General features: G+C 70.6%; 18 protein-coding genes. 11 read left to right on the top strand and 7 right to left on the bottom strand.

The window, feature by feature from the left end; translation table 11 throughout:
- The first annotated feature begins 1 nt into the window (after position 1).
- The 8 genes from selB (at position 2) to AB0878_RS04550 (ending at position 9,825) form a co-directional block, all read left to right on the top strand.
- Positions 2-1,723 carry a selenocysteine-specific translation elongation factor gene (gene selB / locus AB0878_RS04585; RefSeq protein ID WP_366576459.1) on the top strand — a complete coding sequence of 574 codons (1,722 nt, stop codon included), beginning with the start codon at positions 2-4 and terminating at the stop codon, positions 1,721-1,723.
- An 82-nt stretch (positions 1,724-1,805) separates the two neighbouring features.
- Entirely contained in the window at positions 1,806-5,027 is a 3,222-nt protein-coding gene (fdh, locus tag AB0878_RS04580) for a formate dehydrogenase (protein ID WP_366576457.1), read from the top strand.
- Positions 5,020-5,862: a 4Fe-4S dicluster domain-containing protein gene (locus AB0878_RS04575; RefSeq protein WP_366576456.1), complete on the top strand. Its 843-nt coding sequence runs from the start codon at positions 5,020-5,022 to the stop codon at positions 5,860-5,862. The genes fdh and AB0878_RS04575 overlap by 8 nt, the downstream gene beginning before the upstream one ends.
- The gene (nrfD, locus tag AB0878_RS04570; protein WP_366576454.1) at positions 5,859-6,782 is read left to right on the top strand and encodes an NrfD/PsrC family molybdoenzyme membrane anchor subunit; all 924 of its coding nucleotides are present in this window, start codon (positions 5,859-5,861) and stop codon (positions 6,780-6,782) included. Before AB0878_RS04575 ends, nrfD begins: the two co-directional genes overlap by 4 nt.
- Before the next feature lie 155 nt (positions 6,783-6,937).
- Positions 6,938-7,141: a hypothetical protein gene (locus AB0878_RS04565; protein WP_366576452.1), complete on the top strand. Its 204-nt coding sequence runs from the start codon at positions 6,938-6,940 to the stop codon at positions 7,139-7,141.
- Between the two features lie 199 nt (positions 7,142-7,340).
- Positions 7,341-7,649, top strand: a complete 309-nt coding sequence (locus tag AB0878_RS04560; RefSeq protein WP_366576450.1) for a hypothetical protein — start codon at positions 7,341-7,343, stop codon at positions 7,647-7,649.
- Positions 7,649-9,307: an alpha/beta hydrolase gene (locus tag AB0878_RS04555; RefSeq protein WP_366576448.1), complete on the top strand. Its 1,659-nt coding sequence runs from the start codon at positions 7,649-7,651 to the stop codon at positions 9,305-9,307. Before AB0878_RS04560 ends, AB0878_RS04555 begins: the two co-directional genes overlap by 1 nt.
- A gap of 92 nt (positions 9,308-9,399) precedes the next feature.
- Positions 9,400-9,825: a hypothetical protein gene (locus AB0878_RS04550; protein ID WP_366576446.1), complete on the top strand. Its 426-nt coding sequence runs from the start codon at positions 9,400-9,402 to the stop codon at positions 9,823-9,825.
- Positions 9,826-9,841: 16 nt separating this feature from the next.
- On the opposite strand, the gene AB0878_RS04545 is transcribed toward AB0878_RS04550, so the two are convergent.
- From AB0878_RS04545 to AB0878_RS04525, 5 genes are all read right to left on the bottom strand, one after another.
- Positions 9,842-10,132: a VOC family protein gene (locus tag AB0878_RS04545; protein ID WP_366576444.1), complete on the bottom strand. Its 291-nt coding sequence runs from the start codon at positions 10,130-10,132 to the stop codon at positions 9,842-9,844.
- Between the two features lie 91 nt (positions 10,133-10,223).
- Positions 10,224-10,556, bottom strand: coding sequence for a plasmid stabilization protein (locus AB0878_RS04540; RefSeq protein WP_366576442.1), 333 nt, complete (start codon positions 10,554-10,556; stop codon positions 10,224-10,226).
- 58 nt (positions 10,557-10,614) lie between these two features.
- On the bottom strand, positions 10,615-10,752 hold the full coding sequence (locus tag AB0878_RS04535; RefSeq protein WP_366576440.1) for a hypothetical protein: 138 nt from the start codon (positions 10,750-10,752) through the stop codon (positions 10,615-10,617).
- A complete protein-coding gene (locus AB0878_RS04530) occupies positions 10,749-10,907 on the bottom strand; it encodes a hypothetical protein (RefSeq protein ID WP_366576438.1) in 159 nt (52 codons plus the stop codon). The genes AB0878_RS04535 and AB0878_RS04530 overlap by 4 nt, the downstream gene beginning before the upstream one ends.
- 55 nt (positions 10,908-10,962) lie before the next feature.
- A complete protein-coding gene (locus tag AB0878_RS04525) occupies positions 10,963-11,430 on the bottom strand; it encodes an SRPBCC family protein (RefSeq protein ID WP_366576436.1) in 468 nt (155 codons plus the stop codon).
- A gap of 41 nt (positions 11,431-11,471) precedes the next feature.
- Here AB0878_RS04525 and AB0878_RS04520 point away from each other — a divergent pair, with 41 nt between their 5' ends.
- Both AB0878_RS04520 and AB0878_RS04515 read left to right on the top strand, forming a co-directional pair.
- Positions 11,472-11,801 (top strand): RidA family protein, encoded by a 330-nt coding sequence (locus tag AB0878_RS04520; protein WP_366576434.1) that lies wholly within the window; start codon positions 11,472-11,474, stop codon positions 11,799-11,801.
- Positions 11,802-11,948: 147 nt separating this feature from the next.
- Positions 11,949-12,479 (top strand): hypothetical protein, encoded by a 531-nt coding sequence (locus AB0878_RS04515; protein WP_366576433.1) that lies wholly within the window; start codon positions 11,949-11,951, stop codon positions 12,477-12,479.
- A gap of 4 nt (positions 12,480-12,483) precedes the next feature.
- Here the strand turns inward: AB0878_RS04515 and AB0878_RS04510 are convergent, their stop codons facing one another.
- Positions 12,484-13,317, bottom strand: a complete 834-nt coding sequence (locus AB0878_RS04510; protein ID WP_366576431.1) for an alpha/beta hydrolase — start codon at positions 13,315-13,317, stop codon at positions 12,484-12,486.
- Positions 13,318-13,351: 34 nt separating this feature from the next.
- Positions 13,352-13,708 (bottom strand): ArsR family transcriptional regulator, encoded by a 357-nt coding sequence (locus tag AB0878_RS04505; RefSeq protein ID WP_366576429.1) that lies wholly within the window; start codon positions 13,706-13,708, stop codon positions 13,352-13,354.
- A gap of 100 nt (positions 13,709-13,808) precedes the next feature.
- Between AB0878_RS04505 and AB0878_RS04500 the strand changes: the two genes are divergently transcribed.
- On the top strand, positions 13,809-14,573 hold the full coding sequence (locus AB0878_RS04500) for an SDR family oxidoreductase (protein WP_366576427.1): 765 nt from the start codon (positions 13,809-13,811) through the stop codon (positions 14,571-14,573).
- Positions 14,574-14,594: the final 21 nt, after the last annotated feature.

Genomic DNA, 14,594 nt, shown 5'->3' with positions numbered 1-14,594 from the left:
GGTGCGGGTGATCGCCACCGCCGGCCACGTGGACCACGGCAAGTCCACGCTGGTGCGGCGGCTCACCGGGATGGAACCCGACCGCTGGGCCGAGGAACGCCGCCGCGGCCTCACGATCGACCTCGGCTTCGCGTGGACGCGCCTCGGCGAGGAGGACGTGGCGTTCGTCGACGTGCCCGGCCACGAGCGGTTCGTGCCCACCATGCTCGCGGGCGCCGGGCCGGCGCCCGCCGTGGCGTTCGTGGTCGCGGCCGACGAGGGCTGGAAACCTCAGTCGGCCGAGCACCTGGCCGCGCTCGACGCGTTCGGCGTGGACCGCGGGCTGCTCGTGGTGACCAAGGCGGACCGCGCCGACCCCGGGCCCGCCACGGCGTCCGCGCTGCACGAGATCTCCGCGACGTCGCTGGGTGCGGTGCCCTCGGTCGCCGTCAGCGGCACGACCGGCGCCGGGTTCGCCGAGCTGAGGGCCGCGCTGGGTGCGCTCGTCGCCGGGTTGCCGGCCCCGGACACCGACGCGGACGTGCGCCTGTGGCTCGACCGGGCGTTCACGATCCGCGGCGCGGGCACCGTCGTGACCGGGACCCTCGCGGCGGGCACCATCACGACCGGTGACGACCTGGACCTCGGAGGTGCCACCGTCACGGTCAGGGGGATCGAAGCGCTGGGGGAGCCCCGCGACCGGGTCACCGGCGTCGCGCGGGTGGCGCTGAACCTCCGCGGGGTCGCCCGCGAACAGGCCCGGCGCGGCCACGCCCTGCTCACCCCCGGGGCGTGGCTGACGACGAGCGAGGTGGACGTCCGCCTGCGCGGCACCCGGTCCGCGGACCTGCACCAGTCGCTGGTGCTGCACCTGGGCACCGCGGCCGTCGCGGCCCGGGTCCGTCCACTCGGGACGGACACCGCACGGCTGACGCTGCGGACTCCGCTGCCCCTGCGCGTCGGCGACCGGGGCCTGGTCCGCGACCCGGGCGCCCACCTCATCCCGGCCGGGGTCGAGGTGCTCGACGTCCGGCCGCCCGAGCTGAGGCGCCGGGGCGCCGCCCGCGCGCGAGGAGACGAGCTGACACGCGAGCCGGCGCCGGCCCACCTGGCACGGCGCGGTTTCGTCAAGGCGGCGGAGTTCCGCGCGATGGGCTTCGCGCCGACCGGCGAGCACGTGGGCGAGTGGCTGGTGGATCCCGGCCGGTTCGCCCACCTCAAGGCGCTGGTCCGGGAGGAGGTCGCCGCCTGGACCCGCGGCCACCCCGTCGCCGCGGGTATGCCCGAAGAGACGCTCCGGCAAAGGCTGGAGCTGCCCGCGCCGGAGCTCCTGCCGCCGCTGCTCACCGGTCTGGAAACCCGCGCCGGGCTGGTGCGGCTGCCCGGCACCGGCCTCGAACCGCGCGTCGCCGAGGCCGTCGCCGAACTGGACAAGGAGTTCGCCGAACACCCCTTCCGCGCCCCTGAGACCGATCATCTCCGTGAGCTGGGGCTGGGCCGGCGAGAACTGGCCGCCGCCGTCCGCCACGGCCGCCTCACGGTGCTGGCCGAGGGCGTCTACGTCGCGCCGGGCACGGAGGAACGGGCGGCGGAGGTCCTGGCCGGCGTCGCCCGGCCGTTCACGGTCGCCGACGCCCGCCGCGCCCTCGACACGACCCGCCGCGTGATGGTGCCGTTGCTCGAACACCTCGACGCGGCGGGCGTCACCGAGCCCCTCGGCGACGGCACCCGCCGGCTGCGGTGACCGGGTCCGGCCGCCGGGAGCAGCGGCCCCCGCACGGGTGAGTGACCTGCGCCGGGCGCGCGAAGGCATTAGGTTGGCGGGCATGGGTGTCCGGCGGTGGATCGAGGGCTGGCCCGTGTACCGGCAGCTGACCGGTCCCGACCGGCTGGCTCGTGGTGCCGCGGCGAAGTCGAGCGGCTCCGAGGCCTGGCACGCGCGCACCCAGGACGCGGACCGCGTCGTGAAGTCGGTGTGCCCGTACTGCGCGGTCGGCTGCGGGCAGAAGGTCTACGTCAAGGACGAGCGCGTCACCCAGATCGAGGGCGACCCCGACTCGCCCATCTCACGGGGCCGGCTGTGCCCCAAGGGCTCGGCCAGCAAACAGCTCGTGACGAGCCCCAACCGGGTCACCGAAGTGCTCTACCGGCGCCCGTACGGCACCGGCTGGGAGCGCCTGCCGCTCGACGAGGCGATGGAGATGATCGCCGAGCGGGTCCTGCGCACGCGCGCCGAGACGTGGGAGGAATCCGACGCAAAGGGCGTGCCGCTCAAGCGCACCCTCGGGTTGGCCAGCCTCGGCGGCGCGACGCTGGACAACGAAGAGAACTACCTGATGAAGAAGCTCTACACCGCGCTCGGCGCGATCCAGATCGAGAACCAGGCCCGTATTTGACACTCCGCCACGGTTCCCGGTCTGGGGACCTCCTTCGGTCGTGGAGGCGCCACGACGTTCCAGCAGGACCTGGTCAACGCCGACTGCATCGTGATCCAGGGCTCCAACATGGCGGAGGCCCACCCCGTGGGGTTCCAGTGGGTGATGGAGGCGAAGGCCCGCGGGGCGAAGATCATCCACGTCGACCCGCGCTTCACGCGCACTAGCGCGGTCGCGCACACCCACGCGGCGCTGCGCGCGGGCTCGGACATCGCGTTCCTCGGCGGCCTGATCAAGTACGTCCTGGACCACGAGCTCGACTTCCGCGAGTACGTGCTGGCGTACACCAACGCCGCCGCGATCCTGCGTGAGGACTTCCGCGACACCGAGGACCTCGACGGGGTCTTCTCCGGCTATGACCCCGAGGGCAAGCAGTACGACGTGTCCACCTGGGCCTACGAGGGTGTCGACACCCTCCCGGCTGCCGGCAGCGGCGAGGCCGAGCTGCCGGGCGAGCAGCACCACGGCGGGGAGGGCCACCAGAAGGCCGCGCGGGCCGAGTCCTACGGCAGCGGTGGCGCCGCGGTGGGCGGGAAACCGCACCTGGACGAGACACTGCAGCACCCGCGGTGCGTCTACCAGGTCCTCAAGCGCCACTTCTCGCGGTACACACCGGAGGTCGTGGCGGACATCTGCGGCATCCCGGTGCGGCAGTTCCTGGAGATCGCCGAAGCGGTCACGGAGAACTCGGGCCGCGAGCGCACCACGGCGTGGGTCTACTCGGTGGGCTGGACGCAGCACACGGTCGGCGCGCAGTACATCCGCACCGCGTCGATCCTGCAGACGCTGCTGGGCAACATCGGCCGACCCGGCGGCGGCATCCTGGCGCTGCGCGGGCACGCGAGCATCCAGGGCTCCACCGACATCCCGACGCTGTACAACATCCTGCCCGGATACCTGCCGATGCCCCACGCGCACCAGCACTTCAGCCTCGACGACTACGTGGCCACCGACGCCGGCGCCACCGGCTTCTGGGGCAACATGGACGCCTACATGGTGAGCCTGCTCAAGGCGTACTGGGGCGACGCCGCCCAGCCGCACAACGACTTCCGCTTCGCCCACCTGCCGCGCCTGACCGGCGACCACGGCACGTACGCTACGGTGCGCAACCAGATCGAGGGCACGTGCAAGGGCTACTTCCTCGTCGGCGAGAACCCCGCCGTCGGTTCGGCCAACGGGAAGATGCAGCGACTGGGGCTGGCGAACCTCGACTGGCTCGTGGTGCGCGACCTGCAGATGATCGAGTCGGCGACGTTCTGGAAGGACGGGCCGGAGATCGAGACGGGGGAGCTGGCGAGCACGGAGATCGGCACCGAGGTGTTCTTCCTGCCCGCCGCCGCCCACACCGAGAAGGACGGCAGCTTCACCAACACGCAGCGGCTGCTGCAGTGGCACCACAAAGCCGTGGAACCGCCGGGAGAAGCGCGCAGCGACCTGTGGTTCTACTACCACCTGGGCCGGCTCATCCGGGAGAAGCTGGCCGGCAGCACGGATCCGCGGGACCTGCCGGTGCAGGAGCTGACCTGGAGCTATCCGACCGAAGGGCCGCTCGACGACCCGTCGGCCGAGTCGGTGCTGGCCGAGATCAACGGCCACGGCCCCGAAGGCCCGCTGTCGGCGTACACGCAGCTCAAGGACGACGGGTCCACCTCCTGCGGCTGCTGGATCTACTGCGGCGTGCGCGCCGGCGGCCACAACCACGCCGCGAACCGGAAACCCGGGTCCGAACAGGACTGGGTGGCCGCCGAATGGGCGTGGGCGTGGCCGGCGAACCGGCGCATCCTCTACAACCGCGCGTCGGCCGATCCGGCCGGGAAACCGTGGAGCGAGCGCAAGAAGTACCTCTACTGGGACGAGGACCAGGGCCGCTGGGCCGGACCCGACGTCGCCGACTTCGAGCCGACCAAACGCCCGGACTACGTGCCGCCGGAAGGCGCCAAGAGGCAGGACGCCATCGGCGGTGCCGACCCGTTCATCATGCAGACCGACGGGCGCGCCTGGCTCTACGTGCCCGCCGGGCTCGCCGACGGTCCGCTGCCCACGCACTACGAGCCGTTCGAGTCCCCTGTGGACAATCCGCTGTACGCCCAGCAGGACAACCCGGCGCGCCAGACGCTGGTCACGCCGTCGAACCCGTACAACCCGGCCCGCAGCACGGTGTTCCCCTACGTGTTCACGACCTACCGGCTCACCGAGCACCACACCGCGGGCGGGATGAGCCGCACGCTGCCGTACCTGGCGGAGCTGCAGCCGGAGTTCTTCTGCGAGGTCTCGCCGGAGCTCGCGGCCGAGCGCGGGCTGGAGAACGGGGGCTGGGCGACGATCGTCTCGGCCCGCACGGCGATCGAGGCGCGGGTGCTGGTCACGGCGCGGATGAAGCCGCTCAAGGTGCGCGGCCGCACGATCCACCAGGTCGGACTGCCCTACCACTGGGGCCCGAACGGGCTTTCCCGTGGTGACGCGGCCAACGACCTGCTCAGCGTGGTGATGGACCCGAACGTGCACATCCAGGAGGCGAAGGCGGCCACGTGCGACATCGTGCCCGGCCGGCGCCCGCGAGGCCCGGCGTTGCCGGCCTTCGTGCAGGAATACCGCAGGAGGGCGGATGGCTGAGTACGGCGCGCAACCGCGGATGGGATTCTTCACCGACACGTCGGTGTGCATCGGCTGCAAGGCGTGCGAGGTGGCGTGCAAGGAGTGGAACGACGTGCCCGGCCGGGACCTCGACCTGCTCGGCACGTCGTACGACAACACCGGCGATCTCGGGGCGAACGCGTGGCGCCACGTCGCCTTCGTGGAGCAGGTGGTGCCGGCGGCGCCGCCCGCGGTGGATCTCGGGATGCCGACGGTGGGCGCGCCCGCGCCGGACGGCGAAGAACCCGGTGTGCGCTGGCTGATGTCGAGCGACGTGTGCAAGCACTGCACCCACGCCGGTTGCCTCGACGTCTGCCCTACCGGGGCGTTGTTCCGCACCGAGTTCGACACCGTCGTGGTGCAGCAGGACATCTGCAACGGCTGCGGCTACTGCGTGCCCGCCTGCCCGTACGGCGTGATCGAGCGGCGCGAGAGCGACGGCCGCGCGTTCAAGTGCACCCTCTGCTACGACCGTCTCGGCGCCGGCCTGGAGCCGGCGTGCGCCAAGGCGTGTCCCACGGACTCCATCCAGTTCGGCGTGCTCGACGAGCTGCGCGAACGCGCCGACGAGCGGGTGCGGGACCTGCACGGCTCCGGCGTGCCCGAGGCCCGGCTCTACGGCCGCGACCCGGACGACGGCGTCGGCGGCGACGGCGCGTTTTTCCTGCTGCTGGACGAACCGGAGGTCTACGGCTTCCCGCCCGACCCCGTCGTGCCGACGAAACACCTGCCGCAGATGTGGAAACGCACGGCGGCCGCGGCGCTCGGCGTGGCGGGCACGCTCGTCGTCTCGTTCCTGGGGCGGCGCCGATGAGCCCGCGCCGCGAACCGACGATGGTCGACCCGGTCGAGTTCACCTCGTACTACGGGCGGCCGATCCTCAAGGAACCGGCGTGGAAGCAGCCGGACGTGCCGCTGTACCTGTTCCTGGGCGGGGCCGCGGGCTCGTCCGCGACGATGGCGAGCCTGGCGACACTCACGGGGCGGCCGGGCCTCGCGCGCGTCGGCCGCCTGGTCGCGGCGGCCGGCGCGAGCGCGAGTGTCGTCGCGCTGGTCCACGACCTCGGCCGGCCGGCGCGGTTCCTGCACATGCTCAGGGTGCTCAAGCCGACGTCGCCGCTTTCGGTGGGTTCGTGGATCCTGGCGCCGTTCTCGGGGCTGGCCGCGGTGTCGGCCGGCTCGGCGGAGACCGGCCTGCTGCGTCCGGTCGGCAAGCTCGCCGGCGCCGCGGCGGGTGTGCTGGGGCCGGCGATGTGCACCTACACCGCGGTGCTGCTCGCCGACACCGCCACGCCGTCGTGGCACGAGGCGCGGCGGCACCTGCCGGTGCTGTTCGCGGGCAGCGCGATGACGAGCGGCGCGGGGGCCGCGTTGCTGGCGGCACCCCGGGACGAGCTCGGGCCGGTGGTGCGCGCGGGTCTCGTCGGAGCGGCGGCCGAGCTCGCGGTGGCGCGGCACCTGGAACACGGCCTCGGGATCGTGTCGGAGCCGTACCGGACCGGCCGGGCGGGCAAGCTGATGAAGGCGGCCCGTGGCCTGACGGCCGCGGGTGCCGCGTTGTCCCTCGCGGCCCGGCGCAGCCGAGCGGCGGCGGTGGCGAGCGGTGCGGCCTACCTCGCGGCCGGCCTGTGCACGCGGTTCGGCGTCTACCAGGCCGGGGTCGCGTCGGCGCAGGACCCGAAGTACGTCGTGATCCCGCAACGCGAACGGCTGGCGGAGACGCGCGGCGACTGACCGGTGATTGGCACGCGATCGCGGCCGCCCTCCTCCATTCGGGTGACCCACTTGGCCGTAGTCGCATCGCCTGGCCTGGCGATATGCCCGGGTGGGCGTGCTGCACTTCCCGGCCGGCGTAGACCGTCCCGGCCCCGCACCCATAAGACCTCCACGTGACGACGGCCATGCGCCCCGAGCACGACGGATTCATCATGAAAAGCGACGACATTCTTTCAGCGGATCCAGAGCTGTCGGCGGCCCAACGGGCAGCCGAGGCGCGCTCCACCCTTGTCGAGGCGGCTGGGCGGCTGCGACACGCGATCGATGCGGGCCAGGTGCCGGCGCGCAGCGCGGCGGCACAGCTCGCGGCATATTAGGACACCTTGATGGGGCAGGTCGCCGTCCCTGGGGCCCCCGGCAGCATGGAGCCGCCTTCTGAGCAGGACTACTCAGGTCAAGCTTGAGTAGGCTCTCACGCTGCGGGTAGGTAGGCGGCCCTGGCTGTGCCGAGGTTGTGGAATCCGCTGCTCCTGGTCCCGTAGCCTGTGACGGAACGATCACGGGGAGGGGTCGCAAGTGGGCTTCACGGCGGTAGTCGACACACTGCGGGCGGCGGGCAAATCCGCTGGTGAGAATTTGGTCGGCCTGCGGAGCGCGGACTGCGCGGAACCGGTGGGGCAGGTGGCCGGGGCGGTGCCGGGCGGGCAAGCGGCGGCGGCTGGCCGGTTCCGCGAGGCCTGGGCCGCGACGTTCACCGAGTGGTGTGCGGAGGCTCAGCGATTCGCTGAGGGACTGATCACCGCAGCTGATCGGTACCAGCACGGCGACCAGGCGGCGGCCGGAGTGTTCCCGGCCGCCGCGCCGCCGATGCGGGGGCCGCGCTGATGGTGTCGCTGGCTGACATCCGACAGTGGAACCCGGGCGCGCTGGATGAAATTTTCTCAGTCCTGCAGATCCGGACCCAAATCCTGGTCCATTCCGGGGATGATTACGGCAAGACACTGCCGGTCGAGGGGTGGAGCGGACCCGCAGCCGATAACGCCGCTGCTCAGCACGATGCCCTGATGCGTGGTCTGGACACGATCGCCGCTGGTGTGTCCATCCTGGGAAAGACGGTCGGCCAGGCCTCCGACGCGATCACTGGCGTTCGGCACGCGTTGGCCGATGTTGAGGAACTGGCCCGCAAGTACGGCTACGAGATCACCGACGCCGGGGGCATCGTCGACACCTTCGCGGGCCGACAGGTGCCGCCTGCCCTGCACCCGGAAGACCGGGAACGGGTGCATGCGCAACTGACGGACGACGTCGCGCAGATCCTGCGCACTGCGAACGACATCGACGCTGATCTTGCGTCGGTGCTGGATCGGGCAGCGGCAGGCCAGTTCGGCACCGGTGACGAATCCACCGTCACCGCTGCCGCCGCCGACGGGGTGAAAGACCCCGGCCTCACCCTGCCCGAGCCGCCACCGAACGCGACCCCATCGCAAAACGCCGCGTGGTGGGCGACCCTGTCCAACGCCGGCCGGGACATCCTGATCCGGGACCGCCCCGGCGCGATCGGCGCGATGGACGGACTGCCTGCCACCGATCGGGACCGTGCGAACCGGGTCGTGCTCAACCGAGACTATGCCGACCTGCAACACCAACGCGACGACATCCGCCACCGCCTCGACGGAATGAAACGTAGCGACCCGCAGCAGCAGGAAGAGTACGAGGCCCTGGAAAAGCAGCTCGACACGCTGAACGGCAAACTCAGCGGCATGGACCAGATCAAAACCCGGCTGGACCACCCTTTGCCCGGGCAGCCGCCCGCCTACCTGCTCGGCATCAACCCCGCTAACTCCGGACAGGCCATCGTCGCCATCGGCAATCCCGACACCGCCGTCAACGTCGCTACATATGTTCCCGGCACCACCGCCGGACTCAACGACGGCATGTCCACGGATATTTACCGATCAGATTCGATGATGCATATGGCGACCCAAATGGGGTCGCCGTCTACATCGGTGATCACCTGGGTGGGGTATGACGCACCGCAGAGCATCATCCCGGACGCGGCCAGCACCAGTTTCGCCGACAAAGCCGAACCCTCGCTCCGGAACTTCCAAGACGGGCTCGGGGCCGCGCACCAGGGGCCGATGAACGCCACCGTTATCGGCCACAGCTACGGAACCACCGTCGTCGGGCAAACCGCCCGCGACCTCGGCCTGCCCGCCAGCAACGTCGTCATGGTCGCCAGCCCCGGCGTCGGCGTCGAACATGCCAACCAACTCCACCTCGACGGCACGCCACAAGACCAGGTCGGACAACACATCTACTCGACCAAAGCACCCACCGACCCCATCCCTATCGCCACCAACTTCGACAACCCCATGGCAGACGGAATCGACCCCCTCGGACCCGACCCCGCCACCGGATGGTTCGGCGGACAGCGATTCGATTCCAACCCCAGCAACCCTCTCACCTCCCACAGTGACTACTGGAACAGAGACTCAGACTCACTCGCCGCCATGGGCAACATCATCGCCGGGAACAAACCATGATGAATATGACCGTGCGAAAATCTTCACGGTGGTTCTTGTTCGCGGTCTTTGGAGTGTTGCTGTTCACTACGATTTCCTGCGGAGGCGCACCCATGCAACCGACCCTGTCGGCCGAGCAAGCCCAGCAAAGCGTGCTGAATTATGTGCATGCAGCAGCGGCGGCCTCCTTTCCCCTGGGATATAAGCTAACTGAGCTGCCGCTCCAGCCGATGCCATGCACGGACAATTTCGATCATGAGACCGGCCAGTTCAGCGTCGGAATAACCTACTGGGTTGACGGGCCGGATCGTGCGCACAATAACGACTACTATAGGAAGCTTATGAAATGGTGGGCCGACAACGGTTGGTCAGTCCACACCGACACCTGGCTAAACAAGCATTTCGTCAACGCGAGTAGCAAAGACGGCTATCTTATGAGCCTTACCGCCACGACGACTGGGAACGTCCTCGGTCGCCTGAGTATCGGAGCCAGCTCTCCCTGCGTATGGCCTCACGGAACGCCTGAACCTAAATCCTGACATCCCAAAATAGCGTCTACTTGAAAAGTATCGATCGCATTGCTGGATGGTCCGCAGTGTGCGTCCGCAAGCGTCCTGACCAGGTGGGCGGCAGCCAGGCGGTGGTTACGTCTTCATTACAACTGACCTCGGGCACGGGCGGGAACAGCAGCGACGCCCGGCCGGGCGCCTTGAGCTCGACGTAGGTGAGCCCGTGGTGGTCGGTCCAGCGTTCGGTGGCCGGGTAGTCCAGGGCCTCGCGCCAGAACTCGGCGAGTGCCTCGGCGTTGCGGCAGTCGATGGCGACGGCGATCAGCCGGCTGCTCACGGGTGCCTCCCTCGTCAGGAGAACGGTCCACAGTGGACGCGCCGATCCCGTCGGCAGGGGGCTGCCGACGGGATCGGGCCCGGGCCGACAGTCAGCGGCCCAGGGCTTTCTGAAGTTCCTTCTTCGTCATGTTCGAGCGGCCCTTGATGTTGGGCTGCTTGGCCTCGTTGTAGAGCTGGTCCTTGGTCGGCCCGCCCGGCCCGAGGCCGCGGCCGCTGCGTTCCCCGCCGCGCTGCTGCGGGCTCTTGTCCCGGAGCGAGGTCTTGCTGGCGGAGCGGGACTCGCCGGAACGGGCGCGGTTCTTGTTCACGGTGCGGGCGGCGATCTCCTGCGCCCGGGAGGTACTGGCGCCGCGGTCCTGCTGCTCCGACTTGATGTGCTCGTACTGACGCTCGCGCTTGTCGCTCCAAGTTTCCTGAGGCACGGCTCCTCCTCCTTCGCTCGTGAGCGGCGGATACCCGTTGCGGTGCGGGCCCAACCCGTCAGGAGCCCGACTGCGGGTCGGTGTCGTCGTGCGGGTCCCCCGAGGTGCCCTGTTCGCCGCGGACGGTCTCGCGCTGCTCCTCGGCGGACTCGCCGTAGGGGTCGTCGCGTCCTTCGGGCTTGTCCGGGTCGCTCATGGTGAATCCTCCTCGCGCTCGCCGGAATCCGCCGCTCCGGAACCGCCGCCTCCCGGACGCGAGTCGCGGGCTTCCTGGGCGGCGTCCTTGGCCTCGCTGATCGCGTGGCGCACTTCTTCGAGCTGCTCGTCCATCTGCTTCTCGTCGGCAGTCATGGGTGGCTCCCTTCCTGGGCGCCGGTTACCACCGCGGTCGGGCGGCGAAACCGGGTCAGCCCTGCGGCGGGGGAGCGACGTCACCGCGCCACGTGCCGGTTTCGCGGCCGTCGCGGTGCTCGATGAACGTCTTGAACCGCTGCATGTCCTCCTTGACCCGCCGGTCGAGGATGCCGAGCTTGTCGGCCGCGGTCTCGGCGAAACCGTCGGGGTCCAGTTCCATCTGGGCGGTCACCCGGGTGGTCCGGTCGTCGAGCCGGTGGAACGTGATCACGCCCGCGTGCGTCGGCCCGGAGTCCGACGCCCACGCCACGCGCTCGTCGGGGTGCTGCTCGGTGATCGTCGCGTCGAACTCCCGCGTGACCCCGCCCAGCGCGATCTTCCAGTGCGTGTGCGTGTCGTCGAGCTGGCGCACTTCCTCCACGCCGTCCATGAAGCGCGGGAACGACTCGAACTGCGTCCACTGGTTGTACGCCGCGGAAACCGGCGCGTGCACGTCGACGAACTCGGTGATGGTGCTCATGGGACTCCCTTCGTCTTGTTCGGTCCTTCGCGGCCTACCCGGTGCGCGAGGATCGAAACGAACGCGCGGGGCTGCTCCCGGACGGCACCCTCGCCGGCACCGACGCGAAAGCACAAGCGCGGCAGATCTTCGCGAACATCGAGGCGCTGCTCGCCGCGCACGGGGCGCGCCCCGAGCACCTGGTGAAGCTCCTGACGTTCGTCGCGGGCACCGAACACCTCGCCGGCTACCGGGCGGCCCAGGCAGAGGCCTTCGCGCACTGGTTCCCGGCGGGCGACTTCCCGGCCCAATCCCTGGTGGTCGTGGCGGCACTGGCCGGCCCGGACTACGCAGCCGAAGTGGAGGCGATCGCCGCTGTGCCCGTGGCCTAGGGCCGTGTCGTCCGAGTCGTTCAGGTGGGGGCCCGCCGGCTTCGTTGTTGGTTCACTCTTTCGAGTGTTACGTCGGAAGCCTGTGCGTCACAGTTCGATTTGTGGTCTGATGTGCCTCGCTATCCGGTATGACGCAGTGGGGGACGGATGAAAAGCGTGGTTTGGTGGTCGATCGGGCTGCTGTTCGGGCTGGGGCTGGTGGCGCTCGGCCTGTTCGGCAGCGGGGAGCCGAGCACCAAGGTGGTGTGCGGCGGCGCGGAGATGCGGCCGGGGGAGACCTGTGAAACGACCCAGTACGGCCTGAAGTCCAGCAAGACCTACGAGGAGAAGCTGCAGGAGTCGGTCGACAGCGCGAAGTCCTTCGAGGGCGGTGGCCGGTGGGTCACGTTCGGGATCGGCGCGGGGATCGCGGCCTTGTGCGGCTGGCGGCTGGTGGTCGCGGTGCGGCGACGGGCCGGCCGGGGATCCGGCCCGGTTTCCGAGCCCGGGCACCAGCCGGGCTTCGCGCCGCCGCCGGGATTCCCTCCGGCGCCGGTGTTCCCGCAGGGATACCAGCAGCAGCCTGGATTCCACCAGCAGTCCGAGTACCACCAGCAGCCGGGATTCGCGTCACCGCAAGGGTTTCAGCAACCTCCGCCGCCGGGATATCAGCAGCCGCGTCCGCCGTATCAGCAGTAGCAGCTCAGGCCGCCGCGGGCAGGAAGTCCCGCAGGGCTTCGGCCAGGCGGTCCGGCTGGTCTTCCGGGATGAGAGTCCACGAGTCGGCGATTTCGACGAGCCGCCCGGCCGGGAAGAGTTCCGCCAGGCGGCGGCCGTGGGAGGTGGGCATCATGCGGTCCTCCGGGGCCCACACGACGAGGACCGGCCGGTCGAAGTCCGAGAGGCGGGCGGTCCAGCGCAGCAGCACGTCGCGGCGTGGGGTGGAGACGGCGAACTTGGCGAGGTCGCGGCGGATGGTGCGGTTGCGGGTGGCCGGGGCGAACCAGTCGTCGAGCACGATGTCGGGGATGCCATGCTTGGCGAGGCCGCCATACGTTTTTTTGTTGTGGCGGAAGAACTTCGTGCGCAGCAGGCGCATGAGGAGCCAGACGCCGCCGGGCAGTTTGGCCAGCCGGGCCAGTGGCCGGGCGGGTGGTGGCGGGAAGTTGTCGAACGCCTCGCACGCGACGAGCACCAGCCGGCCGACGCGGCCGGCGCGGCCTTCGGACACGAGGAACTGCGGGCCGCCCCAGTCGTTGAGGACGAGGGTGACGTCGGTGAGGCCGAGGCGCTCCAGGAACTCGCCGAGCAGCAGCGCCTGGCCGCGCTGCGAGAGGTCCGCGTCGCGGTGCATCGGGGTGCGGTGGGCGCCCAGGGGGAGCGTCGGCAGCACGCAGCGGTAGCCGGTCAACCGGGGCACGACCTTGCGCCACTGCGTTTCGTTCATCGGAAAGCCGTGCGTGAACACGACCACCGGCCCGGGGCCGCCGGTGTCGACGTAGTCGATCGGCCCGGCGGACAGTTCGAGCGTCGGCACGGCACCTCCCGCTAGAGCGATCGCTCTAGTCAGGCTAGGGGCGCGCCGCGGTCCTGTCGAGCGCGGGCGCCTCGCCGATCTGCTCCTCGTCGGCCGCTTTCAGCACCGCGTCCAGGAGGCCGGGAAACCGCTGGTCCAGGGCTCCGCGACGGAGGGTGACGAAACAGCGGGTGCCGTCTTCGCGGGTTTCGGTGACGCCGGCGCCGCGGAGGGTCTTGAGGTGGTGGCTGAGCGTGGACTTGGCGACGGGCGCGCGCAGGTCGCCCCACTTGCGTTCGGCGCCGTCGGCGAGCTGGCGCACCAGGCCGAGGCGGACGGAGTCGCTCAACGCGGTGAGCACCTCGGCCAGCTTCATGTCCTCGGGCGCCGGCGGGGGCGTCGGGTTCCTCATGCGGATCCGTTCGTCGGGGGCGGGCAGGCCGTCATTCTACGACGGCCGAACAACGTGCTACGTTCGACGTTCGCAGAACAGCGAACGAAGGAGCGAGCCCGTGGACCCGACGTCGAGCGACCTGTCCGGACGCGTCGTGATCGTCACCGGCGCCGGATCGGGCATCGGCCGGGCGAGTGCGGAGGCGTTCGCGGACGCGGGCGCGAAAGTCCTCGTCGTCGGCCGGCGTGCCGATGCCCTAGCCGAGACCGCCGCCCGGCACCCGGCGATCGAGGTCCACGCGGCCGACCTGGCGCGACCCGGGGCCGCGGAGTCCGTTGTGGACTCGGCGCTGCGGCACTGGGGCCGGCTCGACGTGCTGGTCAACAACGCCGGCATCTTCACCGGGATGCCGCTGGCCGACGCCACCGCCGAGGGTGTCGAGCGCCTGTTCGCCGTCAACGTCGTCGCGCCGAGCCTGCTCGCGCGGGCCGCGCTGAAGCCGTTGCGGGAAAGCCGGGGCGCGATCGTCAACCTCTCCAGCACCTTCGGCCACCGCCCGCTGGCCGGCGCGGCCCACTACGGCGCTTCGAAAGCAGCCGTCGAATCCCTCACCCGCAGCTGGGCGCTCGAGCTGGCGCCCGAAGGAGTGCGCGTGAACACCGTCGCCCCGGGACCGACGGAGAGCGAGGCGCTCGTGTCGGCGGGCCTGTCGCCGGAGGAAGTCGACCGCGTCAAGGCCGACGAGGCCCAGCGCATCCCGCTGGGCCGCCGCGGTCGTCCCTCCGACGTCGCCGCGTGGATCGTCCGGCTGGCCGACCCGCACGCGGCGTGGCTCACCGGCCAGGTCCTCGCCGTGGACGGCGGGCTGGCCCTGGCCGCCTGAGTTCACCCAGTCCGAAGAGCC

The organism is Amycolatopsis sp. NPDC047767, from assembly GCF_040704195.1.
GTDB lineage: Bacteria > Actinomycetota > Actinomycetes > Mycobacteriales > Pseudonocardiaceae > Amycolatopsis.
Note: the sequence above shows the minus strand (reverse complement) of the source record. Positions and strands in the feature narration are given on the sequence as shown.